We start from the raw sequence: 22032 nt of genomic DNA, 5'->3' as shown, positions 1-22032 counted from the left end.
CTACCTTGCGAAAACTTGTCCGGTCCTTGTTGTGGTGGTCGTGCCTGTCCCCACAGCGTCATCGTCTGACCCGGACACGATGCCAATAACCGTCAAGCCCGCCAGCACGCCAACAGCGACGGGAGTTGTAAGTCCGGTTCCTGCAAGAGCCGTTTCCGCCGTCGTAGCTTGCTGTGTCTGACTTTGGGAGCTCTGCTGCGAGCATGTCACCTGCAACTGGCCGCCGCCAATGTATTGCGCCGACACAAGTGTTCCGCTGCCACAGGCAAGTCGGGCGCGCGCTTCGGCGGTTGCCGCCTCCACGACCTGAGCCTTGGCCGGAGCCGGTGAAAAGGCCGCCATTGCCGCCGCGCAGAAAATAATCAAGTGTAGTTTCATATTCTCACCCCTGAGAGGTAAACTTCAAGCTGAACAAATCGCTTTTCATTCGCCGATGTTGACGCAGAGGAAGAGGTTTTTCAACGGCGTCTCGCAAGAATGAGGCAAAGTCTCCAATTCTTTGACGCAGGGGCAGGAATCCATCTACATTCTTTCCGAGACGGAAGCGTCTGGCGCTGTCAGGTTCACGTCAATTACGCTTCAATCATGTTTTAGGGAGATTACTCATGAAACCATTCAGCCGCTTTTCGATTAAACTGATGGCTGCGGGCGCTATTGTCCTGCCCCTTCCCACTCTGGTTCACGCACAGGCTCCTGTCGGAGGCGTGGTAACCTTTGTAGTTCCGGCTGGCGGGTTCGGCTCAAGCCGGTTCACGGATGTGATCGTGGGGTCGCTCAGCGCTGCGAGCAATTTTTGTGGCGCGCTCGATTCGGCGTATCGCGTGGATTGTCTTGCCGAGCGGATCGGCAAGATGGCGGCAGATATTCCGCAAGATACAGATTACGAGGAAATAAAGGAAGTCCTGAACCAGACCTCACAGGATATGGCCAATCTGGCGCGCAAAAACCGAGACAGCAGCAAGCCCAGACAAAACGTTTCCACCGGTGGGTCTTCCCCGCAGGCGACCACCCGTCCTCTTACGGCGGTCCGCGCCGACTCTCAGGCGAGCGTGAACCAGCAGGCCGAAGCGATTTTGCAGAACACCGAGACACTTCTCCTGCGGACTCCGGATGATGACACCGGCAAGAAGCTGCATTACACGCGTATCGCCGAAGCGATCGGGTCGAACAAGACGCTGCTTCGCTCAACCTGATCGCTGTAGAACCCTCAGACGCGCGTGAGACAAAACGTCACGCGCGTTCTGTGTATTCCATGGTTTCGGTGTTAACCACGATGTCTTCGTCCTGACCGACGAAGGGAGGCACCATGACCTTGACGCCATTGTCCAGCACGGCAGGTTTGAAAGAGTTCGCTGCAGTCTGACCTTTGACCACCGGCTCGGTTTCGACAACCTTGCAGACCACCTTTTGCGGCAGGGTGGCGTTGAGCGCCTCTTCTTCGTGGAATTCGACGACAATGGTCATGCCATCCTGCAGGAACGGACGCCGATCACCGAGAATTTCCGAAGGCAATTCAACCTGTTCGTAGGTCTCTGTGTTCATGAAGACCAGCATACCGTCGGATTCATAGAGGAACTGCTGATCTTTTTGCTCGAGCCGTACACGCTCGACCTTGTCCGCGCTGCGAAAGCGTTCGTTCAGCTTCGAACCGTTGCGGATGTTGCGCAGTTCGACCTGTGCGAACGCGCCACCTTTACCGGGTTTGACGTGGTCCACTTTAACCGCCGTCCAGAGCGCATCGTTATGCTCGAGAACGTTTCCAGGACGAATTTCATTTCCGTTGATCTTGGGCATTACAAAACCTTCAAACAGGTTGATGATGGAAGTTGCGCTCCTATATCTCGGGGGGACGGACCTGACAAGACAACGATATCTCGCGTTACGCAAGGCAAAGCCATGCAGACAGCGCATGGCAGGCATGAGTATTTGCGGTATCCGAATCGGTTCTGTTCCGTCATAAGGGGCTTCGCGCCGAAATTAACAAGAGCAAAAAAAACAAGGGAAACGAGATGAAAGATTTCGTTGACGGCACTGCCTTTAACAACGAGCAAGGCAATCGTGCACGTAAACTTTTCGCAGCCGTCGTGTTGGCTGCTCTGGATGATGCAATCGCCGATGACAAGAAATACGGCAATGGTCCCGAACAAATCGCTCGCTGGGCACGTTCGCGGGATGGCCGCGAAGTCCTGTCCTGCGCCGGTATCGACCCCAATGAGCGGGTTGTGCTGGGTCTGATGGATTTTGTTGGACGTGGCGTCCGTACCTCTGTTGCGCTGTCGCGCGAAGAGAGCGAGCGTCGTCATGCAGCGGAGCAGGCAGAAGCAGCCTGATCCAGACGTATGACTCAAAAAGAGCGCGCCGGTTGGGCGCGCTTTTTTTGTGTCTGCCTTTAGCCTTATCGCTGTATCAGGACTGGCAGGAAACGAAGATCATTAGGACCGGACCATGGCGCGCGCGTTGATGATTCAGGGCACCGGCAGCAATGTCGGGAAGTCGATGCTGGTGGCCGGGCTGGCCCGGGCTTGCGTGAGGCGCGGGCTAAGCGTCGCGCCATTCAAGCCTCAGAACATGTCCAACAACGCCGCTGTAACCGCTGACGGTGGCGAGATCGGGCGCGCACAGGCGCTTCAGGCGCGCGCGTCACGCAGGGCTCCGCACACGGATATGAACCCTGTGCTTCTCAAACCTGAAACGGACACCGGGGCCCAGATCGTACTGCAGGGTAAGCGGGTCGGCCGCACCGAAGCAAAAGCGTATAAACGCGACCGCACCGGCCTGTTGCCGGCAGTGATTGAAAGCTTTCGTCGACTGGCTGATCAGGTCGATCTTGTCCTTGTCGAAGGCGCAGGCAGCCCGGCGGAGATCAACCTGAGAAAAGGCGATATCGCCAATATGGGGTTCGCCCGGGCGGCCCGTATTCCCGTTGTTCTGGTCGGCGACATAGACCGGGGCGGCGTGATCGCACAGATTGTCGGAACGAAGGCTGTTCTCGACATCGAGGATGCGGCACACGTTCAAGCATTCGCCGTGAACCGGTTTCGCGGCGACCTGTCTCTTTTTGACGCTGGGCGGGATGCGATCGCCTCCCTGACAGGCTGGCCGTCTATGGGTATTGTTCCCTGGTTTGAAGATGCGTGGCGGCTTCCAGCAGAAGACATGCTGGATATCGCATCGCACACCGGCGGTGCCTGCAAAATCGTGGTGCCAAAGTTGCCCCGGATGGCGAATTTCGATGACCTCGATCCGCTTGCCTCTGAGCCGGACGTGTCGGTCGAGATCATTCAACCGGGGCTCCCCCTGCCCGGCGACGCCGATCTTGTCCTCATACCCGGCAGTAAGACGACGCTTGGCGATCTTGCTTTCTTCCGGGCACAGGGGTGGGACATCGACCTTAAAGCTCACCTCCGCCGGGGCGGGCATGTACTGGGGCTCTGCGGCGGGTATCAGATGCTTGGCACCCAGATTTCGGATCCGGGCGGTGTCGACGGCCTGCCCGGCGCAGCGCCCGGCCTCGGACTATTGGACGTCGAAACGACAATGTCCGGCGACAAGAAGGTCATAGAACGGAGCGGCATTGCGCGCCCCGGTGGGGAGAGAGTTTCTGGCTACGAAATCCACATGGGACGCACAGAAGGGCCAGACTGCACCCGTGCATGGCTCGAGATCGACGGCCAGCCGGAGGGCGCAGCATCCAAAGACGGACGCGTCATGGGTTGCTACATGCACGGTATTTTCAGTTCCGATGCATTCCGGAAAAGCTTTCTGAACCGCCTTGGGCACCGTTCGGTCGCGCAATACGAGTCCGAAGTAGAGGCAACGCTGGACGCGCTGGCCGATCACCTCGAAAGATATCTGGATATCGACGCGATGCTCGCCCTGGCGAGCGAGCCGAGGTTCTAGTCGAACTGCTGCGTGGTCAAGGCACGCTGGATTTCACGACGCACAAGTTTGCGCACGTTGCGTGTAATCCGTTCGCCCAAAGGCCCTTGCAGTTCCTTGCGAACGATGTCGGCAACCAGGTCCCGCAGTGCTTCTTCGTCGATGAAGCCTTCGTCAGAAAACATGTCGGCGACGTCGTTTTCCAGTTGCTCATGGCCCGCTGCCTGAGGAGGCGTAGCAATGACTTGCTCTTTTACAGGTTCATTCGCCATCGCCGCTTCCCTGCTAGTCGCCTGTTCATTGGCGTCGCACCACTTCATCGAGCGTGTCGGAACTCCCGCGTAATCGTCTCCTTGCGAGCCGTCCGGCTCCCATTGATCTTGCGTCTGTGCAATCGCAGATTCCAAGGCTTGGATCTTTGCACTGAGGCTTGCGGCACGCGCCACGCGCTCACTTTTCGCGGGCTCTGGCGAAGTCGCTAAAGGACTGATTTCCGGGTGAGGGGAAGGCTTGTTCGCATGCTCTCCGTCAGCGGGCTGTTCGGCATTCGCAGCCAACCCTCCCGCCGCGTTGTGCAATGTGTTTTCCGGATTTGACCAGGGCGGATTCGAAAACGGATCAACCCTTGCCTTGGTGCGATTTTCAGGCGATCCGGCTTCTTCTATATCTGCAACATGCTTAAGCGGTTCCCCGGTGCGCTCCTCCGCCTTCTCACCGGAGAGCTGTGACGCGGGAACGCGCAGCGCAGGTGTCAGAACCAGCTTGCTTGCCGGTTTTTTTTTCGCCTGTGCATCGCCAGACCTTTGTCCGCGCCCTTCATCCGTGACCAATCGTCGAATTGAGGACAGAACATCCTCGATCTCTGCATTCGCTACCGGTTCAGACATTTTTTATCTCCTGCCTCGGTATGAGTGTAGCTCTAGCCGTCGCCTCAGACAACCAGAAGCAACGCTGCTTAATTGCGCCCCAGCGCTTTGAGAACGCGATCGAGATCTTTCGACTGTTTGCTCAGCGTGGAAGGCGCATCCTTGGCGAGGTTGTAATACAGCGTCGGATCATAAATCTGCACGCCAAGCTGCATACGTTCGGCCGTCAGAAGCCCCTGCGCGGCAAGGAGCTGATAAGCGGCCACCGATTCTTCGGAGCGCGCGGATATCCGCGCAGTTGCCGCATCAAGCAGTTCCTGTTCTGCCGACAGAACATCGAGTGTCGTCCGCGCGCCGAGCGTTGCTTCCTCGCGGATGCCGTCAAAGGCCACCTGAGCTGCACGAACCTGTTCCGCAGTTGCAGACAGGCTTGCCCGAGCCACACGGAGACGGACAAAGGCATCGTTCACGGCCAGAAGAACCTGACGCTGGACGTTCAGAAGGTTGCCCCGCGACGCATCGCGAGTCGCCATCGCGCGACGCACGCTCGCGAGCAGCGCCCCACCGCGATAGATCGGCTGGTTGAGCGTCAGGGAAAGGCTCGTATCCTCACTATAGGCGCCGGATCCAAGATCGTCGGTGTAGCTAAAGTCGGCACCGGCGTTAACGCTCGGACCCATATCCGATTGTGCAGCCTTGATGGCAAGCTCGGCTGCGGCAACCTGATGCTGAGCCGCGAGAATGTCCGGGTGCGTCCGCATGGCCACGGCCTGAGCCTGTTCAATCGAGGCAGGAAGAGGCGGCATGCGCGGCTGGCCGGCAAGAGTGCCAGGCTCGGAGCCGACTGCGCTCAGGTATTCAGCCCGGGCACTGACCAGCCCGCCTTGTGCCGTCGAAAGGTTGCTGCGAGCGGCTGCGACCTGCGACTCTGCAAGCGCCACGTCGGTCCGCGTCACTTCACCAACATCAAAACGGTCCTGAGCGGCCCGCAATTCCTCTTGCAGCAGGCGCAGGTTGTTCTGACGAAGCTCGACGTTCTCCGCCTGCAAGAGGATGTTCACGTAAGCGCTAACAGCACGCAAAAGCACGGACTGTTCAACGGAAAGCAATTGCTGCCGAGTGGCCAGAACCGTTTCCTTGGCAGCCGCACGTGACATCTGTCGGCCGCCACTGTCATAGAGCAGCCAAGTTGCCGAGATCTGCGCGGTCAACGTATCGCGGCGGCTGAAAGTGCGCGGCACGATATTGCTACCGCTGTTCGTGTCATTGCGCTGAGCCGACATGATAAAGTTCAGGACCGGACGAAGCGTCGCCGTCGCCAGAGCGACGTCTTCATCGGCCGCGCGCAGCAGCGCTCGGTTCTGTTCAAGCAAACCGCTTGTGTTGTAGGCACCGACCAGCGCGTCTGCCAGGTTATCAGCCTGAGCGCCGACGGAAGTTGCCACGATGACACTGGCAACGGAGAGACCGCGCGCAATGCTTTTCTTAAGAAAGTTGCGTTTCATTGAGAGCCTCATTTCTCACCTGCCTCTTTTTATGTTGGTCCCTCGCCCGCTCCGACGTCATTTACTGCGCCGGTTTTCGCGTAAAGACGGGGACTACAATGCAAATGCCCTTTGTTTCTGAAATCCCGGAAGCACCGGTGCCCCAGCGTTGAACTCAAACCGCCAAGACATGCCAGCGCTCGTTTTGTAACCAATGCGGACCGCGCCCAGTGCTTCGTCCATGAAAAGACAGATGATACGCCCGCCTTCCTTGAGTTGATCCGTGAGCGCGACCGGCAATTCACCGACGCCGCCCTGCACGATGATCGCATCATAGGGGCCATGTTCCGCAGCACCTTCGGCGAGCGTGCCTACCTGCAGCACCACGTTGTCCGCTCCGACGTTGACCAGTTGATCCTGTGCTTCGCTGGCCATTTCTTCGTCTTCTTCCAACGCCACAACAGCCTGGGCCATACGCGCGATGACCGCAGAAGAATAGCCAAGGGCGCAACCGACATCGAGCACAAGCTCGTCGCCGCGCACGTCCAATGCATCCAGCATTTTTGCGAGTGTACGCGCCTCGAGAACGACGCGCCCGTCGCCGAGTTCGATGTTATCGCCCGCATAAGCCGCTTCACGCAACGCATCGGGTACGAACTGCTCCCGGGGAACGGCCAGCATGGCTTCTATGATCGGGAACTTGGTGACATCCGAAGGACGGACCTGCGTGTCGACCATGATCCTGCGGCGGGCGGAAAAATCTGTCATCTCGGAACTCACGTTTGTGGCCTTGGGCCGGTATTGCCACATCCCCCCCCTTTCGGCAACGGTCTGCTTGAGTAAAAGGCGTCATCCGAGGCTTGGAGTACACACCCCGGATTTCCATACCATGAACGGCCGAGTGGTTAAGCGAGGAAGCAGTGCATACTGCTTCAGAAGGCCAATGGTCCGATCGTCCAAGTCCGAAACCTGTTTCAAGCGTTGCTAAACCAGGCACCCTGTCTTTTGATGAAATGGCGCGTTTTGCGCAGGCCTTCTCAGATCCTCTCACGCGGACACAAGATTTGGCAACGAGGCCTGAAGCAGTCGTTTTCAACAGAGTAAGGCCGTTTGTGTTTTGATATGCCGCAGGTGTTTCTGAATGCACGATGCATCGAAATCAACAAGCCGGAAATCTTTCGGCTTGTGCCGACCAAAATAAGACGATATCAGGCACCACACCACAAAGTCCCTTGTTCTAAGGGCCTTGGCGAGTTGGCGGAGTGGTGACGCAGCGGATTGCAAATCCGTGTACACCGGTTCGATTCCGGTACTCGCCTCCATTTTTCTTTAATTTTAAAACACCAGAAATCCAGAGACGTTGGCGATCGGTTGGATTCTAAATGTGCGGAGTTCTGTACGCATGCCATCTTAGGTGTCTCTAGTTTCCCAGACACCAGCCTGTTCAACTTCTGCTTCCAGCCCTTGCAAGACGGCTCGCGCTCAGATGTTCTGTTATCCAACCCGGAGGTCGACCTCAGTTCAGGTCAGCCCAGTTACGCATGCTCTGGGCCGGGTTACGACTTTTAGGCTAGGCGCCGCGTTGCTGGGTGCAACGTCCGCTATCTGCGCAACTTTTCCATTAGTATTTGGCGCGCCGAACGAAAGCTATATCCAAGCTATATGTCTGCTTTCAAATTTTTGCGCGCGATGCGGTGCGAATGGAAGCAGATGTTGCCCCCCCCCCCAGTAAGGCCTGCCCAAAGATCACTCTGTGTGATAGAGCCAAAGCTAAGTTTAACATCTTAGAGCATCACCAAGGCCATTCGGATAGCGAGGCAAACGGGCGCATGCGTACATTTCAATCGTTGTTCAGGCCAACGCAAGAACGCCGCCACATAGTGCAAGGCGACCGGAGCTTCATATTCGCTAAAAATTTGGAAAAATGGTGCTGCTGGAGAGAATTGAACTCTCGACCTCTCCCTTACCAAGGGAGTGCTCTACCTCTGAGCTACAGCAGCGCCGTGGGCGGCTGATTAGACGCAAACCGCGCGTGGTGCAAGGGCAATCTGGACGCTTTTTTATTGCTGGGATAGAGAAGGTTCATGGCAAGAAAATCACCCCCCTCTTCCGACCGGAACGCGGCATCATCCCGCGAAGATCGCCTTAAGGCTGCACTGAAGGCAAACTTGGCTCGACGCAAGGAACAGGCCAAGGCAAGAACGCAGTCACGGGACGAGGGAAATGGCGAACCGGGCGTAACAGAGAAGGATTGAGGCGGATGGATACAATTTTTGTGACGGGTAACGGCCCACTTGTCGGCCAGATACCGATCGCAGGTGCCAAAAATGCCTGCTTGACCCTCATGCCAGCGACTCTGCTAAGCGATGAGCCGCTGACCCTGACGAATGCGCCACGTCTGAGTGACATTCGCACCATGACCGCGCTGCTGACGTCGCTTGGCGCCGAGGTGTCGTCCCTTCAGGACGGCAAGGTCCTCGCGCTCTCGAGCCATGCAATCGGGAATCACACTGCGGATTACGACATCGTTCGAAAAATGCGGGCGTCTATTCTGGTTCTTGGACCAATGCTTGCCCGGGACGGCCATGCCATCGTTTCATTGCCAGGCGGCTGCGCCATTGGTGCCCGCCCGGTCGATCTGCATCTCAGGGCCATGGAAGCGCTTGGCGCAGAAATGGAGTTGCGCGACGGCTATGTGCACGCCAAGGCGCCCGGCGGGCTCAAGGGCGGTATCGTCGAATTCCCCTTTGTTTCGGTCGGGGCGACGGAGAACGTCCTGATGGCTGCGACACTGGCCAAAGGAACCACCGTTATCAAACGCGCCGCTCGTGAACCTGAAATTGTCGATCTCGCTCACTGCCTCCGCAAGATGGGCGCCCAGATCGAAGGCGAAGGAACTGACACGATCACGGTTCAGGGCGTCGATAAGCTGCGCGGTGCGACGCATCCTGTCGTTACCGACCGAATCGAACTGGGCACCTATATGCTCGCCCCCGCGATCTGCGGCGGTGAGGTTGAACTGCTGGGTGGACGTCGCGATCTCGTCGGCGCATTCTGCGACAAGCTCGACGAGGCGGGCGTGGATGTTCAGGAAACGGATAACGGGCTGATGGTCAAGCGACGCAGCGATCACATCAAAGCAGTCGACGTTGCGACAGAACCCTATCCGGGCTTTCCGACGGACCTGCAGGCGCAAATGATGGCGTTGCTATGTACAGCCGACGGCGTCAGCGTTCTGGAAGAAAAGATCTTTGAAAACCGGTTCATGCACGCGCCCGAACTCACCCGCATGGGGGCTCAGATCGACGTGCAGGGTGGCACTGCCACTGTGACCGGCGTGAAAAAACTCAAGGGAGCCCCAGTCATGGCCACCGACCTGCGCGCAAGCGTTTCGTTGATTCTGGCCGGTCTCGCCGCCGAAGGAGCCACCAAGGTCAGCCGGGTTTACCACCTTGATAGGGGCTATGAACATGTTGTCGGCAAGCTGAAGGGCGTAGGTGCAAATATCGAACGCGTTTCCGACCAATGAGCAGCGATGCCACCTTTGAAGAAGGCCGGGAACTGCCTCTAAACCTCGGCGCAATGGACGCCGAGGATCTCAAGGTGATCTCCGCACTCGCTCAGGATGCTGTCATTCCGGTTACCGAGATGTCCTGGCGGCGCAAAGAGCGGCGCTTTGCTTTGTTGCTGAACCGGTTCCGCTGGGAGGACCGCGAGCGTGCGTCGCTTCGGAGTCGCCCGGTTGAACGCGTTCAGTCCGTGCTTTCCATTGAAAACGCGCTCAAGGTTTCCGCTCAGGGTATTGATCGAACTGACAAGGATATCATTCTGTCACTGCTCAACATTTCCTATCAGCCCGGTGAGGACGAAGGCGGATCGGTGCTTTTGACGCTGGCAGGCGATGGCGCTATCGAGATCCAAGTCGAAACGCTGGAAGTGCGCCTGAAGGATGTCACCCGTCCCTATCGGGCCCCGTCCGGAATGGTGCCCGACCACGGGGATTGAGCCCCTGTCAATGCGCGGTCAGGCAAGGTTCACCGGTCTGGATCCGTGAGCAAACCGGCATATTCCAAGGGATGGCGCCGGAACGATTTCTCGATGCTTAAACCGCAAGTGTCGGCGACGAGTGCAAACCTGAGCTCTACGAACACGCCTTGTGCTTGAGACACCCTGCCGACCCTTGTATGAGCGAGAAAAAGGAATGCCCATGCCAGTCTTTCTCGATACGAAATCTGCTGATTTTGCCGCACAATTCGATGCGCTTCTGTCTGCAAAGAGAGAAGACAGCCCGGATGTGGACGGGGTCGTGGCAAAGATCATCGCCGACATTCGCGCACGGGGCGATGCGGCACTGATCGAACTGACCGCCAAATTCGACCGGCTCCAGTTGACGCCGGAGACGTTAGCCATCAGCGCGGAGACCGTGGATAAGGCGATTGCCGAGGTCCCGGAGGAAGAACGGGACGCGCTGGAACTCGCCGCGGATCGCATTCGCGCCTATCACGTGCGCCAAATGCCATCGGATGAAAGCTGGACAGATCCCGAAGGCGCGACGCTCGGCTGGCGTTGGTCTGCCGTCTCGGCAGCCGGTCTCTACGTCCCCGGTGGCATTGCCTCGTACCCATCTTCCGTCCTGATGAACGCGATTCCGGCAAAGGTCGCCGGCGTCGAACGGCTGGCGATCGTGGTACCAAGTCCCGGTGGCGTTCTGAACCCGCTCGTCCTCCTTGCCGCGCGGTTGGCTGGCGTGGATGAAATCTATCGTATTGGAGGCGCACAGGCGATTGCGGCCCTTGCCTATGGAACCGAGACCATTGCCCCGGTGGACAAGATTACCGGTCCGGGCAACGCCTATGTCGCCGCCGCAAAACGGCGCGTTTTCGGCAAAGTCGGCATAGACATGATTGCCGGACCTTCCGAAATTCTGGTGATCGCGGATATGGATAACGACCCGGACTGGATCGCTCTGGACCTGCTGAGCCAGGCCGAACATGACGAAAGCGCACAATCGATTCTGATTACCGATTCCCCGGAGTTTGCAAATGCCGTTGCCGCAGCCGTGGACAAACGGCTCGAAACACTGGAAAGGCGTTCGGTTGCTTCTGCAAGCTGGCGCGATTTCGGCGCGGTGATCACCGTCCGCGATCTCGACGAGGCAGCAGCGCTTTCCAACAGAATCGCACCTGAACACCTCGAACTCTGCGTGACAGATCCTCAAGCCTTATCGAAAAAGACCGTTCATGCGGGCGCACTGTTTCTTGGCCAATGGACACCCGAAGCGATCGGAGATTACGTCGGCGGCCCCAACCATGTCCTGCCTACGGCAAGGTCCGCGCGTTTCTCCTCGGGCCTTTCCGTGATGGATTTCCTGAAACGGACAACCATCGCCCAGATGACCCCGGCCGCTCTGCGGGCAATTGGACCTTCTGCCGAACGGCTCGCGATTTCCGAAAGCCTGCAGGCACATGGCTTGTCGGTGCGGGCACGGCTGGACAAGCTGAACGACTGATAGAAACGGACAGTGGGCTCTCTGCCCATTGCCGCAATGCGGCGACTGCGCTACTCCTTTTGACGGTAAAGTTAGCGAGATGTCAGTCATGTCACGTATTGCAGAGATCAATTTGGACGACGCGGGCCTGCCGCCTCCGACTCCGGAAATCGAGCAGGAGCGCAAGGTCGCCATTTTCGATCTGCTAGAAGACAACCAGTTTATCCTGCCCTCTCGTGAGGGGCGGGATGTTCCTCCGGGCCCTTACAAGCTGAATCTGGCAATCCGCGAAAAACGTCTGGTTTTTGATGTCGAAACGCCCGAGGATCAGAAGGCGGCGGAATTTCATCTGTCGCTTGGACCCTTCCGACAAGTGGTGAAAGACTACTTCCAGATCTGCGAAAGCTATTTCAACGCGGTCAAAACCCTTCCCCCAAGCCAGATAGAAACCATCGACATGGCACGCCGGGGCATTCACAACGAAGGCAGTCGGGTGCTTCGTGAACGGCTGGAAGGCAAGGTCTCAGTCGATGAAGACACTGCCCGCCGGTTGTTCACTCTGATCTGCGTGCTGCATTTCGGGGGATGATTTGATCCAACCGCTCCCGCAATCGATCCTGTTCTGCTGCGATCACAACGCAGTACGGTCACCGATGGCCGAGGCCATCACCAAAAAATTCTACGGCATGTCGACCTATGTCCAATCGGTCGGAGTCAGAAATGATCTGGAAATCGACGGGTTCGCGATTGCCGTCTGCCAAGAACTGAATGTCGAACTGTCCCGTCACCGCTCACGTTCTTTCGACGAAATGGAGCGACTTGGCGATGACCTCAGCAGTTTCGATCTTGTGGTCGCCCTATCCGACGCCAGCTATGCGCGGGCTATCGAGCTGACACGCTGCTTTCACGTCGAAGTCGAGCATTGGCCGATACATGATCCAACCGGTCAGGGTGAATTTCGCGCCGACCGTTTGAACAGCTACCGCAAGACCCGCGATCAGATCATCGCCCGATTGAAGGCGCATTGGGGAGAGCCAACGCAGGTGCAATAGACTTGCCAGAGAAGGCTTGCATTTTCGCATTTGCCGGGTCTTTCTGCGCGTCGAAACATTCAGCACCCGGGGCCGACATATGCATATCGTTCAACGCTACTTCGACGCTTTTAATGCTGGCGATACGGCCACGATGCTGGACTGCCTGACGGATGACGTGGCTCACCACGTGAACGAAGGCAATATCCGCACCGGCAAGGAAAAATTTTCTGAGTTCTGCGACCACATGAGCCGCTGCTACAAGGAAAACCTGACGGACATGGTGGTTTTTGATGGCGCCGAAGGCAGGCGTGCAGCGGCTGAATACATCGTAAACGGCACATACCTGCAAACCGACAGCGGCCTGCCCGAAGCCAGGGGCCAAACCTATCGCCTGCCCGCAGGATCCTTTTTTGATCTACGCGACGGCAAGATCGCCCGCGTCACAACTTACTACAACCTCGCCGACTGGGTCGCTCAGGTCTCGTGATCGAAACCCGGCTTCTCACTGGTCCTGCCCTCGATGCTGCGCTCGACTCGGTTGCAGCTTTGCGGATCAGCGTTTTCCGCGACTGGCCCTATCTTTACGATGGCGACCTCGCGTACGAGCGGAATTATCTCGAAGCTTACCGGTCATCTGACCGGGCAGCGGTTGTAGGGGCTTTTGACGGCGAAAAGCTGGTGGGGGCGGCGACAGGCACCCCCCTATCCGATCATGCCAAAGAATTCGGCGCAGCCTTTGAATGCAGCGGGATCGACATATCCAAGGTCTTCTATTGCGCCGAATCGGTTTTGCTTCCCGCTTATCGCGGTCAGGGGATCGGACACCGGTTCTTTGACCTGCGCGAATCCCATGCCCTCAACCATGGTTTCAAGCAAAGCGCCTTTTGCGCCGTAATCCGCCCGCACGATCACCCTGCCCGACCAGTTGCCTATACACCGCTGGATCCGTTCTGGAAATCCCGCGGGTACAAACCTTTGCCCGGCGCTGTCGCCTCATTCGCGTGGAAGGACGTTGGCGAAACTGAAGAAACCAGGAAACAAATGCAGTTCTGGTTGAAATCCGACCTCTGATTTGCCCAGAATAGGCCAAACCGCACAGGACACCCCCATGAAAATCGCAACTTCTGCCTACCCGCTCGACTTTTTCGAAAACTGGTCGCAATACGAAGACAAGCTTTCGTCCTGGGTGGCCGAGGCTGCAGACAATGGCGCCGATTTATTGGTTTTTCCGGAATACGGAGCCATGGAACTGGCGACTCTGGCGGGCGCAGACATCGCGGCCGATCTCGAAAAATCGCTCTTCGCCGTGTCCGAAAGCATGGAAGACGTGCAGGCGCTGCACAAGAAACTCACGGCGAAGCACGGAGTCTATATTCTGGGCGCATCAGGTCCTGTGGAACAGGCCTCCGGTCGTCCGGTCAATCGCGCTTATTTTTATACCCCCAGTGGCGAAATCGACTTTCAGGACAAGCAGATAATGACGATGTTCGAACGGGACCCGTGGGACATCGCACCCGCCAACCCATTGAAACTGTTTAATACATCGTTGGGCAAGATCGCCGTCCTTATCTGTTACGACAGCGAGTACCCTCTTTTGAGCCGCGCCGTATCGGATGCCGATCTCATCCTCGTGCCCTCCTGCACTGAAACGCTCGCCGGATATTGGCGCGTGCGCATCGGTGCGATGGCGCGGGCGCTGGAAAACCAGTGTGTCTCGGCAATGTCGTCCATCGTGGGCCGTGCCGAATGGTCCGAGGCTGTCGACAACGGACACGGGGCGGGCGGCGTGTTCGGTCCGCCCGATACCGGCTTTCCGGAAACCGGCGTTTTGGCCGAAGGCAAGCTGAATGAGCCAGGCTGGACCTATGCCGAGTTCGACCCTGCCGCCGTCGCGCATGTCCGAAAGGACGGGATCGTGCGCAATCGCAGCCACTGGGATGAGCAGGATGACCGTACGAAATCGGTAACTTTTGTGGAATTGGGTTGATTGCGCCTTGAAAAAACGCCCGAAGAGGATCATTTAAGCGCACGGTCCGCAACTTGGCGGACACCATTGCAATGGAGACAACATGGCCAAGGAAGACACTCTCGAATTCCCCGGCGTCGTGAAGGAACTCCTGCCCAATGCGACGTTTCGGGTCGAACTTGAGAATGGCCATGAAATCATCGCACATACGGCAGGCAAGATGCGCAAGAACCGCATCCGTGTTCTGGCTGGCGACAAGGTTCAAGTCGAAATGACGCCTTACGATCTGACCAAGGGTCGGATCAACTACCGCTTCAAGTAACGCCGCATCCGTGGCTTTTATTCTCGGATCCGGCAGCCCCCGGCGGCTGGACCTGTTGGCTCAGCTCGGGATCATCCCTGATGCAGTGCGACCGCCGGATATCGATGAAACACCGCTAAAGGCAGAGAAACCGTGTACCTATTGTGCACGGATTTCATCCCAGAAAGCTCAGGCAATTTCGGTCGAACCCGATGACATCGTGCTTTGCGCCGATACCACCGTCGCGCTCGGTCGCCGCATCCTGGGCAAACCGGAAAACCGCTCGGAAGCCGAGAACTTTCTGCGCACCCTCTCAGGTCGACGGCATCAGGTCATCACATCGGTCACCATTCGAAAGAACGACAGGTTCTGGCAAAAGAACGTGACCAGTCAAGTCAAGATGAAGCGCCTGTCAGAACCCGAGCTGAGCCGCTATCTTGATAGCAATGACTGGCAGGGTAAGGCGGGCGGTTACGGTATCCAGGGACCGGCAGGGGCCTTCATTCCATGGATTTCAGGGTCGTTCACAGGCATCGTTGGCCTGCCTCTTTCCGAGACGGCCAACCTGTTGCAAGCTGCGGGCTATCCGCTACACGGGGAAAATTCATGAAGGGTCGGACGATCATACTTGATAGATGGAAAGGCCGCGATGCCGCCGCGCTGGTCGTGGACGGCAAGCTCGAGGACTTCCTGATCGACAGCGACCAGCCTGCCCCGGGTACGATCTACCGCGCGCGCGCTGACCGGCCCGTCAAAGGTCAGGGCGGGATGTTTGTCACAACGCCTGACGGCCCGGCTTTTCTCAGGCAGGTAAAAGGCCTTTCGCCCGGAAGCAGGTTACTGGTCCAGGTCACCAGCTATCCCGAACCGGGCAAAGCCATTCCGGTTACGAGCAAGCTGTTGTTCAAGAGTCGCTACGCCATCGTCACCCCGGATGCGCCGGGAATAAACGTTTCCCGATCCATACGGGACGAAGACGTGCGCAACGGCCTGCTTGAAATCGCTCATGACGTGATGACCAACAGCGACCACGGGCTGATCCTTCGTTCCGCCTGCGACGGCGGCGAACCAGAAGAAATAGCCGAAGATATCCAAGCCATGTCCGCATTGGCGGGGCAGGTGTTCTCAGATGACGGCGACGATGTCGAAACCTTGGTCGAGGGCGACGGCGCCCATACGCTCGCATGGCGGGAATGGAGCGATCCCGCAGAGGTTCTGAGCGAGCCCGGCGGATTCGAGGAACTGGATATCTTGGACGATCTGGAAGCGATTGGTCAGGCATATGAGCCGCTTTCCGGTGGCGGCCATTTGTTCATAGAGCCGACCCGGGCGCTTGTTTCCGTCGATGTGAACACAGGGTCAGACACCTCCCTGGCCGCCGGCCTGAAAGCAAACATGGCTTGTGCCCGCGCCCTGCCCCGGGCGCTGCGGCTTAGGGGGCTGGGCGGTCAGATCACCCTTGATCTTGCCCCTATGCCAAAAAAGGACCGCCGCGGTTTTGAGACCGCTTTGCGCGCCGCCTTCAAGACCGATTCCGAGGATACGGTGCTTGCAGGCTGGACCCCTCTTGGACATTACGAACTGCAACGCAAACGCGGTCGCCTTCCATTTCACGAGGTTTCCTAATGACTTGCCCAATTTGCGCCGAAGAGACCGATCCCAAATACCGCCCTTTCTGCTCGCGCCGCTGCGCAGATCGAGATCTGGGAAAATGGCTTTCCGGCTCTTACGCGATCCCGTCCGAAGAGCCCGAAGACGTCGAGAAAGCGCTGGAAGAAGCGGAACGCGCCAAGCACGGACCACATTAATCCAAAACATCAAAAAAGCCTCTGGACACCCACCTCACATAGCCCTAGAACGCCGAAACCCGAAAGGTTCATCCTTTCCCGGTGCCCGGGTAGCTCAGGGGTAGAGCAGTGGATTGAAAATCCTCGTGTCGGTGGTTCGATTCCGCCCCCGGGCACCATTCTAAAAACATAATCTGCCCCTGCCCGGCGACTCCAAGTATGCCTTTAAGATTGTTGCCTTTGAACTGCGCTCAGATCACTGGGACGCACTGACACCCATAACAGCAGACAACGGCCGCCTCCATTCAATGGCACGTCAATCCGTAGCGCTGTCGCCACAACGGCACTACGTGACGGACTGCGTCTCGGCAGTGCCACTTGCCGAAGACCGTCAACATCCGCGTCGCGCCAATCGTCATGGCGACAACCAGATATTCCTTTCGTTTTCGCTAACACTTGTCTGAATATGGGCAGAATAATAGCTATTCAGCGTACGCGTTCAGGTTGATTGGCGGTCTTCCGCGTCAGTGTGTCCACAAAGTTAGCAGGATACTGCTTAGGCCCAAGTTTACGTAGGGAGCGCTCTTGCTACACGACGATTTTTGCTCAACAAAAGGTTGAGATTCCGCTCACGTCTCATCACTCATCCTGCAATCCTTGCAAGCCTGGCTTAATCCGCCAGCGCTCTTGCTAAACCAGTAACCGTTTCGAGTCCGGCCCGACCGGAATTTCGAACCCTGCCGGCAAAGAAACATGCAAGCAAATATGCCTACCCTGAACCCGTCTCGTCGAGAACTGCTTTCTCTTTTCGCACTCGATGTCGAAATCACCAGCGGTTCGGGCACGATGTTGCGAGATGCTGAAGGCCGCGAGATCCTCGACTTTCTGTCTCAATACGGCGCGCTGCCTTTCGGTCACAATCCTCCTGAGATCTGGGCCGAAATCAACAGGGCGCAGATCGAGGAAACGCCACTGATGATCCAGCCGATGCGCAGCCCCCATGCCGAAAGGCTGGCCGATCGTCTGGCAGAAGTCACCCCTGGCGACCTGTCGATTGTCACGCTGGCCAATAGTGGGGCAGAAACGGCCGAGGCCGCCATTAAACTGGCCCGCATCCGGACCGGACGCCGGATCATCCTCTCGACGCAGAACGGGTTTCACGGCAAGACGATGGGCGCGCTCTCGGCGACAGGAAAGTCCCTGTATCAGGACGGGTTTGCGGTCGCGACCGACGACTATTGCTATGTTCCTTATGGCGATATCGAAGCGCTGCGCAGCCTGCTAGAAGCCGCGCATGACAGGATCGCCGCTTTCATCGTCGAACCCATTCAGGGGGAAGGCGGTGTCGTCTGCCCGCCCAAAGGCTACATCGACGCCGCCATCGCGCTTTGCCGAGAATACGGTGTGCTGAGCGTGCTTGACGAAATCCAGACCGGGCTGGGACGTACGGGGGAGCTTTTCGCCTGCTCCGACGGCGAGGAAGTTCCCGACATGTTGCTGCTCGCCAAGGCGCTGGGTGGCGGCATGATGCCCATCGGTGCCTGTATTGCCCGACCGTCCGCTTGGGACGACCGGTTCGGACGGCGGCACAGCTCGACCTTTGCCGGGAACGGTCTGGCCTGCCGTGCAGCCCTTGCAACGATTGATCATCTCCTGAATCCGGAGATTGACCTGATCGGCAATGTTGCAGATAACGGCGCCCACTTCCGCAAAGGTCTGGAAGATCTGCAGCGACGTTTTCCCTCCGTGATCCGCGAGGTACGCGGGCGCGGCTACATGATGGGGCTGGAATTCCAGAAATTCGACAACAGCTCGCATTCCGCAGTTCTGGGCTTTGCCAGTCTGAACGGCGGGATCACAGCGCTAATCTCTTCTTACCTTCTGAACCAGCATCAGCTGCTGACCGCACCGCTTTTCAACGAAACGTCGGTTATCCGGCTGCAGCCCTCGCTTATCGTCGGACGTGCCGAAATCGACCGCGCACTGGTAGCCCTCGAAGATCTCTGCGAGGTTCTCGCTTCGGCAGATGCCTATCGCTTGGTCCGGCACCTCGTGCAGAAACCGGTCGAACAGATCGCTACATCCACATCCGAGGCCGATCTGCCACCGGTCGCGGGAAACCCCGTGACCCAGCAGGCAGGGACATTCTCGTTCCTGATCCACTATACCGAGATCGAAGATATCTTTCGCTCGGATCCAACGTTTCGCAGGTTCACCCCGGAGGAACTCGAGAATTGGTGCGACTGGGTCAAGAAACTCGGCCCCGGCTTTGTCCGTCATGTGGCCGAAGTTCGCTCAAAAACGGGCGCCACCGCGCGCGGGACAATCATCTCTGTACCTTTGCTGCCAAACGAAATGCGGGGCCAAAGCCGCAAGATGGCAGGCCAGATGATCAAGACCGCCGTCGAGACAGCCGCAGCCGAAGGCACCTCCCGCGTCGGCCTTGGTGCCTTCACCTCCATTGCCAGCCGAGGCGGTGAATTGGTTACTGGTCTTGGAACGCCCATCACCAGCGGCAACACTCTAACGACGGTCTCTGCGGTAAGGGCCATCGAACGTATGGCCGCCTGCACCGGCATTCCCCTGGACGAAGCCCATGTCGTGATCGTTGGCGCCTCCGGCGCCATCGGACGGTTGGCTTCGCTGATGCTGGCGCGCAAGGCGGGCAGCATGACCCTTGTCGGGAATGCCGCCAACCCCTTCTCGCCTGCCCTGCTGGCACGGGTCGCTGACGAATTGTGCGAAACGATCTGCAAGGACCACTCGCCCATGGCCGGTGATCTTGCGCGGGATCTGCGGGCCTTTGCTGCGCAGCAAAAGAGCGAAAGCCTGAAAGAGCGCAACTCCCTGCCCGAACGCTTGCAGACCTACTGGCGCGGTCGTGGCATGGAACCGTTGCTCGACTGGACCACCCCGCTGGATGTTGCGCTTGAAACAGCGGATATCGTGCTTGTCGCGACAAGTGCCGAAATGGCGCTCATGGATCCAGCCAACATGACACCTGGCACGCTGGTCTGCGACGTGGCCCGGCCACCGAATGTCGCCAATTCAGAAGCGGGCCGCGACAATGTTCTCGTGTTCGACGGAGGACTGGTCTCGCCCCCGTTCGACATCCATCTGGGTCCTTTCCAGACCTTGCCCGAGAATCTCTGCTGGGGTTGCCTTGGCGAAACGGTGCTGCTGACACTGGCGGGGGAAACACGGGATTTCAGCATCGGCTCAAAGCTGTCGCTGGAAGACGCCGACCACATCGCCCGCTTGGCCGAAGAACACGGGTTCGAACCCGCTCCGGCGCAATGGTACGGCCAGCATCTGAAAACGCGGCACATCGGCAAATTCGCTAAAGAAGTCGACACAAGATGGTCTCGCCGCGCCGAGCAGATCGCCGAAAAAGCCTCCCAGCGCGCCCTGTCCTGACACCGCTGATCTCAAAACGCACCGCACAAACAAGAACGGAGCGCCTATCGCTGGGCGCCCCGTCTTGGGTTTTCAAGCTGCTGAGTGTTCCGGGCTCAGCTGCTCTTCCTCCGTTTCCGCCTCAGGAGAAACCCGGCGGAGGAGATCCCGCCCAGCAGCAGAAGTCCTGATGCCGGCAGCGGAATTACGTTCATATCTGCGACAACCTTGATCGAGTTCAACTGGCCGTCGACGCTGATCTCGGTGTTGCTCGAGTCCACGAAGAACTGCAACGCACCGACCTGTGTCCAGTCGAAATTGGGATCGCCGATCAGATCAGAGAACGGCAGGTTGGGGTTGAAACCGGCAGCCAGTGTTTCCGAATAGGAAACGACGTTGCCCAGCATGTCCCAAGCGGTGATCTCGATGAACACGTTACGATCAAAGTAGGCGACATCGAATGCGAAGTACGGATTTGTCCCGATCTCGAGGTTGATACCACCAAGACCGGTCGTATTGACCGTGGTCGGGTCATCCTGACCGTCGTAGGTGATATAGCCGGAACCGGACGCCCCGGCGATGTTCGAGAAAGACAGAAGCCCTGCTTCCGAACGCAACTCGGTTGCGTCCTCAGGGTTGCCCGTGGCGGCGGTATTCATAACTTCGAAATCACGATAACCACCCAGTACGCCAGCGTCAGCAACCTCGGAATTATTGACGAAACTGGTCGATGGCACGTCCTTTACAGTCTGCACCGAGTCGAACTCGTCGATCGTTAGCATGACTGTTGCGGCATATCCGGGGGCGGCGGCCAATGCCATCGTGCCCGCGATCAATCCGCTGTATAAACCAAACTTCATATCAATTCTCCAGCAACTTTGAAATCTCACATGAAACCTCGGAACCGAGCTTGATATTCGGCCGGGGCCTACTTTACCGGGACAATTTACCACTAGTTGGAGCACCACCCGTATGAGTTGCAATATACGATGATCTTTCCCTTGAGTAAAGGAAAGCTTCGCGATCAGGAGGTTTTTTGTTAACAAATAATGAACAATAACCCTGTGCGATAAACCATTGTCAGTGAATAGAAATTCCAAGCCGGACAACAACCTCCGGCTGCAAATTGCCAAAACAGCACCGGCACTCGGGCCGCCGCACGGTGCCTCTGCCTACCAAAAGCGGAAAAACCTTGCAGACCGATTCTCTTTCTGCAGATGCAAACATTGACACAGGCTGCCCTGGCTCAGCTCAGCACATCCCGTAAGTCGGTTAGCGCAAACGCTTTCTCGCTGAATTGCTCACGGCTTCAAGAGACAACGACGATGCAGACGACCACCAAGAGGGTGGCAGCCATGCCCCAGTGCAGCATGTGAAAATGCGTGTTCTGTCCGCCCTCGTGACCGAACCAGTAGCAGAAATAGTTTCCCAGGATCAGAAACCCTGCCCAGAGGGAACTGAACATCGTGGCCCCGATCAACGCCAGCCCGAGCGCAAGTTCCACCGAAAGCCAACCGCCAACAGACGCTCCCAGCGCAACAACCGCGGCCCACAGGCAGATGACCGTTACTGCCTCAAGGACGATCGCCACGTAAAAAAACGCGCGCTGCGTCCTGCGACTGGCCAACCGGCGGTAAGCAACATGCTCGTAGGCTTCGGGATATCCGGCCCGCATCCGCTCCATATCCAGAACTAGCGCGGTGAAAGTTTCGTTCAAAAACGGATGTACGATGTTTTCCACGACGCCGATGGTCAGCCAGGCCGCCATGCAGATCATATGAAAACACAGGGCGCAAATCAGTATCGTCTCAAGCATTTCACCTCCGTCTCA

General features: G+C 57.8%; 23 protein-coding genes and 3 tRNA genes. 18 read left to right on the top strand and 8 right to left on the bottom strand.

Features of this window, described 5'->3' with window-relative positions:
• On the bottom strand, positions 1-378 hold the full coding sequence (locus tag MF268_RS05965) for a hypothetical protein (RefSeq protein ID WP_238369973.1): 378 nt from the start codon (positions 376-378) through the stop codon (positions 1-3).
• 227 nt (positions 379-605) lie between these two features.
• Here MF268_RS05965 and MF268_RS05960 point away from each other — a divergent pair, with 227 nt between their 5' ends.
• The gene (locus tag MF268_RS05960) at positions 606-1193 is read left to right on the top strand and encodes a hypothetical protein (protein WP_238369972.1); all 588 of its coding nucleotides are present in this window, start codon (positions 606-608) and stop codon (positions 1191-1193) included.
• 37 nt (positions 1194-1230) lie between these two features.
• On the opposite strand, the gene efp is transcribed toward MF268_RS05960, so the two are convergent.
• On the bottom strand, positions 1231-1794 hold the full coding sequence (gene efp / locus MF268_RS05955) for an elongation factor P (RefSeq protein ID WP_238369971.1): 564 nt from the start codon (positions 1792-1794) through the stop codon (positions 1231-1233).
• Positions 1795-2009: 215 nt separating this feature from the next.
• Between efp and MF268_RS05950 the strand changes: the two genes are divergently transcribed.
• Both MF268_RS05950 and MF268_RS05945 read left to right on the top strand, forming a co-directional pair.
• Positions 2010-2330: a DUF6280 family protein gene (locus MF268_RS05950; RefSeq protein ID WP_088634872.1), complete on the top strand. Its 321-nt coding sequence runs from the start codon at positions 2010-2012 to the stop codon at positions 2328-2330.
• Positions 2331-2445: 115 nt separating this feature from the next.
• Positions 2446-3900 carry a cobyric acid synthase gene (locus MF268_RS05945; RefSeq protein WP_238369970.1) on the top strand — a complete coding sequence of 485 codons (1455 nt, stop codon included), beginning with the start codon at positions 2446-2448 and terminating at the stop codon, positions 3898-3900.
• Here MF268_RS05945 and MF268_RS05940 read toward each other — a convergent pair.
• From MF268_RS05940 to MF268_RS05930, 3 genes are all read right to left on the bottom strand, one after another.
• The gene (locus MF268_RS05940) at positions 3897-4766 is read right to left on the bottom strand and encodes a hypothetical protein (protein WP_238369969.1); all 870 of its coding nucleotides are present in this window, start codon (positions 4764-4766) and stop codon (positions 3897-3899) included. The two genes, MF268_RS05945 and MF268_RS05940, sit on opposite strands and share 4 nt — an antisense overlap.
• Before the next feature lie 68 nt (positions 4767-4834).
• Entirely contained in the window at positions 4835-6250 is a 1416-nt protein-coding gene (locus MF268_RS05935; protein ID WP_238369968.1) for a TolC family outer membrane protein, read from the bottom strand.
• Between the two features lie 93 nt (positions 6251-6343).
• The gene (locus MF268_RS05930) at positions 6344-6997 is read right to left on the bottom strand and encodes a protein-L-isoaspartate O-methyltransferase family protein (protein ID WP_238369967.1); all 654 of its coding nucleotides are present in this window, start codon (positions 6995-6997) and stop codon (positions 6344-6346) included.
• A gap of 480 nt (positions 6998-7477) precedes the next feature.
• Here MF268_RS05930 and MF268_RS05925 point away from each other — a divergent pair.
• A tRNA-Cys gene (locus tag MF268_RS05925) sits at positions 7478-7551 on the top strand.
• A gap of 603 nt (positions 7552-8154) precedes the next feature.
• Here the strand turns inward: MF268_RS05925 and MF268_RS05920 are convergent.
• A tRNA-Thr gene (locus MF268_RS05920) sits at positions 8155-8229 on the bottom strand.
• Positions 8230-8489: 260 nt separating this feature from the next.
• Here MF268_RS05920 and murA point away from each other — a divergent pair.
• The 14 genes from murA (at position 8490) to MF268_RS05850 (ending at position 20222) form a co-directional block, all read left to right on the top strand.
• Entirely contained in the window at positions 8490-9758 is a 1269-nt protein-coding gene (gene murA, locus MF268_RS05915) for a UDP-N-acetylglucosamine 1-carboxyvinyltransferase (protein ID WP_238369966.1), read from the top strand.
• Complete coding sequence (locus tag MF268_RS05910; RefSeq protein WP_238369965.1) at positions 9755-10234, top strand: DUF2948 family protein; 480 nt, start codon at positions 9755-9757, stop codon at positions 10232-10234. The genes murA and MF268_RS05910 overlap by 4 nt, the downstream gene beginning before the upstream one ends.
• A 202-nt stretch (positions 10235-10436) precedes the next feature.
• Positions 10437-11738, top strand: a complete 1302-nt coding sequence (gene hisD / locus MF268_RS05905) for a histidinol dehydrogenase (RefSeq protein WP_238369964.1) — start codon at positions 10437-10439, stop codon at positions 11736-11738.
• Positions 11739-11826: 88 nt separating this feature from the next.
• Positions 11827-12306, top strand: a complete 480-nt coding sequence (locus MF268_RS05900) for a UPF0262 family protein (RefSeq protein WP_238369963.1) — start codon at positions 11827-11829, stop codon at positions 12304-12306.
• Between the two features lie 4 nt (positions 12307-12310).
• The gene (locus MF268_RS05895) at positions 12311-12769 is read left to right on the top strand and encodes an arsenate reductase/protein-tyrosine-phosphatase family protein (protein ID WP_238370216.1); all 459 of its coding nucleotides are present in this window, start codon (positions 12311-12313) and stop codon (positions 12767-12769) included.
• Between the two features lie 79 nt (positions 12770-12848).
• Positions 12849-13238, top strand: a complete 390-nt coding sequence (locus tag MF268_RS05890) for a ketosteroid isomerase-related protein (RefSeq protein WP_238369962.1) — start codon at positions 12849-12851, stop codon at positions 13236-13238.
• The gene (locus tag MF268_RS05885; RefSeq protein ID WP_238370215.1) at positions 13238-13822 is read left to right on the top strand and encodes a GNAT family N-acetyltransferase; all 585 of its coding nucleotides are present in this window, start codon (positions 13238-13240) and stop codon (positions 13820-13822) included. The genes MF268_RS05890 and MF268_RS05885 overlap by 1 nt, the downstream gene beginning before the upstream one ends.
• Positions 13823-13859: 37 nt before the next feature.
• A complete protein-coding gene (locus MF268_RS05880) occupies positions 13860-14738 on the top strand; it encodes a carbon-nitrogen hydrolase family protein (protein ID WP_238369961.1) in 879 nt (292 codons plus the stop codon).
• An 82-nt stretch (positions 14739-14820) separates the two neighbouring features.
• On the top strand, positions 14821-15039 hold the full coding sequence (gene infA / locus MF268_RS05875; protein WP_005978431.1) for a translation initiation factor IF-1: 219 nt from the start codon (positions 14821-14823) through the stop codon (positions 15037-15039).
• A 10-nt stretch (positions 15040-15049) separates the two neighbouring features.
• Positions 15050-15628, top strand: a complete 579-nt coding sequence (locus MF268_RS05870; RefSeq protein ID WP_238369960.1) for a Maf family protein — start codon at positions 15050-15052, stop codon at positions 15626-15628.
• Positions 15625-16644: a ribonuclease E/G gene (locus tag MF268_RS05865; protein WP_238369959.1), complete on the top strand. Its 1020-nt coding sequence runs from the start codon at positions 15625-15627 to the stop codon at positions 16642-16644. The genes MF268_RS05870 and MF268_RS05865 overlap by 4 nt, the downstream gene beginning before the upstream one ends.
• A complete protein-coding gene (locus MF268_RS05860; RefSeq protein WP_238369958.1) occupies positions 16644-16826 on the top strand; it encodes a DNA gyrase inhibitor YacG in 183 nt (60 codons plus the stop codon). The genes MF268_RS05865 and MF268_RS05860 overlap by 1 nt, the downstream gene beginning before the upstream one ends.
• 83 nt (positions 16827-16909) lie before the next feature.
• Positions 16910-16984 (top strand) — tRNA-Phe (locus MF268_RS05855).
• A gap of 586 nt (positions 16985-17570) precedes the next feature.
• Positions 17571-20222 carry an aminotransferase class III-fold pyridoxal phosphate-dependent enzyme gene (locus MF268_RS05850; RefSeq protein ID WP_238369957.1) on the top strand — a complete coding sequence of 884 codons (2652 nt, stop codon included), beginning with the start codon at positions 17571-17573 and terminating at the stop codon, positions 20220-20222.
• A gap of 95 nt (positions 20223-20317) precedes the next feature.
• Here MF268_RS05850 and MF268_RS05845 read toward each other — a convergent pair whose 3' ends face one another.
• Together MF268_RS05845 and MF268_RS05840 are read right to left on the bottom strand one after the other, a co-directional pair.
• A complete protein-coding gene (locus MF268_RS05845; RefSeq protein ID WP_238369956.1) occupies positions 20318-21061 on the bottom strand; it encodes a VPLPA-CTERM sorting domain-containing protein in 744 nt (247 codons plus the stop codon).
• 449 nt (positions 21062-21510) lie between these two features.
• Positions 21511-22017: a DUF2165 family protein gene (locus tag MF268_RS05840; RefSeq protein ID WP_238369955.1), complete on the bottom strand. Its 507-nt coding sequence runs from the start codon at positions 22015-22017 to the stop codon at positions 21511-21513.
• Positions 22018-22032 lie beyond the last annotated feature (15 nt).

The sequence above is a fragment of the Heliomarina baculiformis genome (assembly GCF_019966545.1).
Lineage (GTDB): Bacteria > Pseudomonadota > Alphaproteobacteria > Rhodobacterales > Rhodobacteraceae > Heliomarina > Heliomarina baculiformis.
This window is presented reverse-complemented; position numbering and strand designations above follow the sequence as displayed.

Bases quoted from the DNA above. Each gene is read 5' to 3' on its own strand.
- MF268_RS05960 (WP_238369972.1), top strand. From the start codon at position 606: ATGAAACCATTCAGCCGCTTTTCGATTAAACTGATGGCTGCGGGCGCT.
- MF268_RS05930 (WP_238369967.1), bottom strand. From the start codon at position 6,997: ATGACAGATTTTTCCGCCCGCCGCAGGATCATGGTCGACACGCAGGTC.
- MF268_RS05910 (WP_238369965.1), top strand. From the start codon at position 9,755: ATGAGCAGCGATGCCACCTTTGAAGAAGGCCGGGAACTGCCTCTAAAC.
- MF268_RS05860 (WP_238369958.1), top strand. From the start codon at position 16,644: ATGACTTGCCCAATTTGCGCCGAAGAGACCGATCCCAAATACCGCCCT.
- MF268_RS05965 (WP_238369973.1), bottom strand. From the start codon at position 378: ATGAAACTACACTTGATTATTTTCTGCGCGGCGGCAATGGCGGCCTTT.
- MF268_RS05840 (WP_238369955.1), bottom strand. From the start codon at position 22,017: ATGCTTGAGACGATACTGATTTGCGCCCTGTGTTTTCATATGATCTGC.
- MF268_RS05890 (WP_238369962.1), top strand. From the start codon at position 12,849: ATGCATATCGTTCAACGCTACTTCGACGCTTTTAATGCTGGCGATACG.
- murA (WP_238369966.1), top strand. From the start codon at position 8,490: ATGGATACAATTTTTGTGACGGGTAACGGCCCACTTGTCGGCCAGATA.
- MF268_RS05845 (WP_238369956.1), bottom strand. From the start codon at position 21,061: ATGAAGTTTGGTTTATACAGCGGATTGATCGCGGGCACGATGGCATTG.
- MF268_RS05865 (WP_238369959.1), top strand. From the start codon at position 15,625: ATGAAGGGTCGGACGATCATACTTGATAGATGGAAAGGCCGCGATGCC.
- MF268_RS05945 (WP_238369970.1), top strand. From the start codon at position 2,446: ATGGCGCGCGCGTTGATGATTCAGGGCACCGGCAGCAATGTCGGGAAG.
- efp (WP_238369971.1), bottom strand. From the start codon at position 1,794: ATGCCCAAGATCAACGGAAATGAAATTCGTCCTGGAAACGTTCTCGAG.
- MF268_RS05950 (WP_088634872.1), top strand. From the start codon at position 2,010: ATGAAAGATTTCGTTGACGGCACTGCCTTTAACAACGAGCAAGGCAAT.
- MF268_RS05850 (WP_238369957.1), top strand. From the start codon at position 17,571: ATGCCTACCCTGAACCCGTCTCGTCGAGAACTGCTTTCTCTTTTCGCA.
- MF268_RS05940 (WP_238369969.1), bottom strand. From the start codon at position 4,766: ATGTCTGAACCGGTAGCGAATGCAGAGATCGAGGATGTTCTGTCCTCA.
- MF268_RS05880 (WP_238369961.1), top strand. From the start codon at position 13,860: ATGAAAATCGCAACTTCTGCCTACCCGCTCGACTTTTTCGAAAACTGG.
- MF268_RS05935 (WP_238369968.1), bottom strand. From the start codon at position 6,250: ATGAAACGCAACTTTCTTAAGAAAAGCATTGCGCGCGGTCTCTCCGTT.
- hisD (WP_238369964.1), top strand. From the start codon at position 10,437: ATGCCAGTCTTTCTCGATACGAAATCTGCTGATTTTGCCGCACAATTC.
- infA (WP_005978431.1), top strand. From the start codon at position 14,821: ATGGCCAAGGAAGACACTCTCGAATTCCCCGGCGTCGTGAAGGAACTC.
- MF268_RS05900 (WP_238369963.1), top strand. From the start codon at position 11,827: ATGTCACGTATTGCAGAGATCAATTTGGACGACGCGGGCCTGCCGCCT.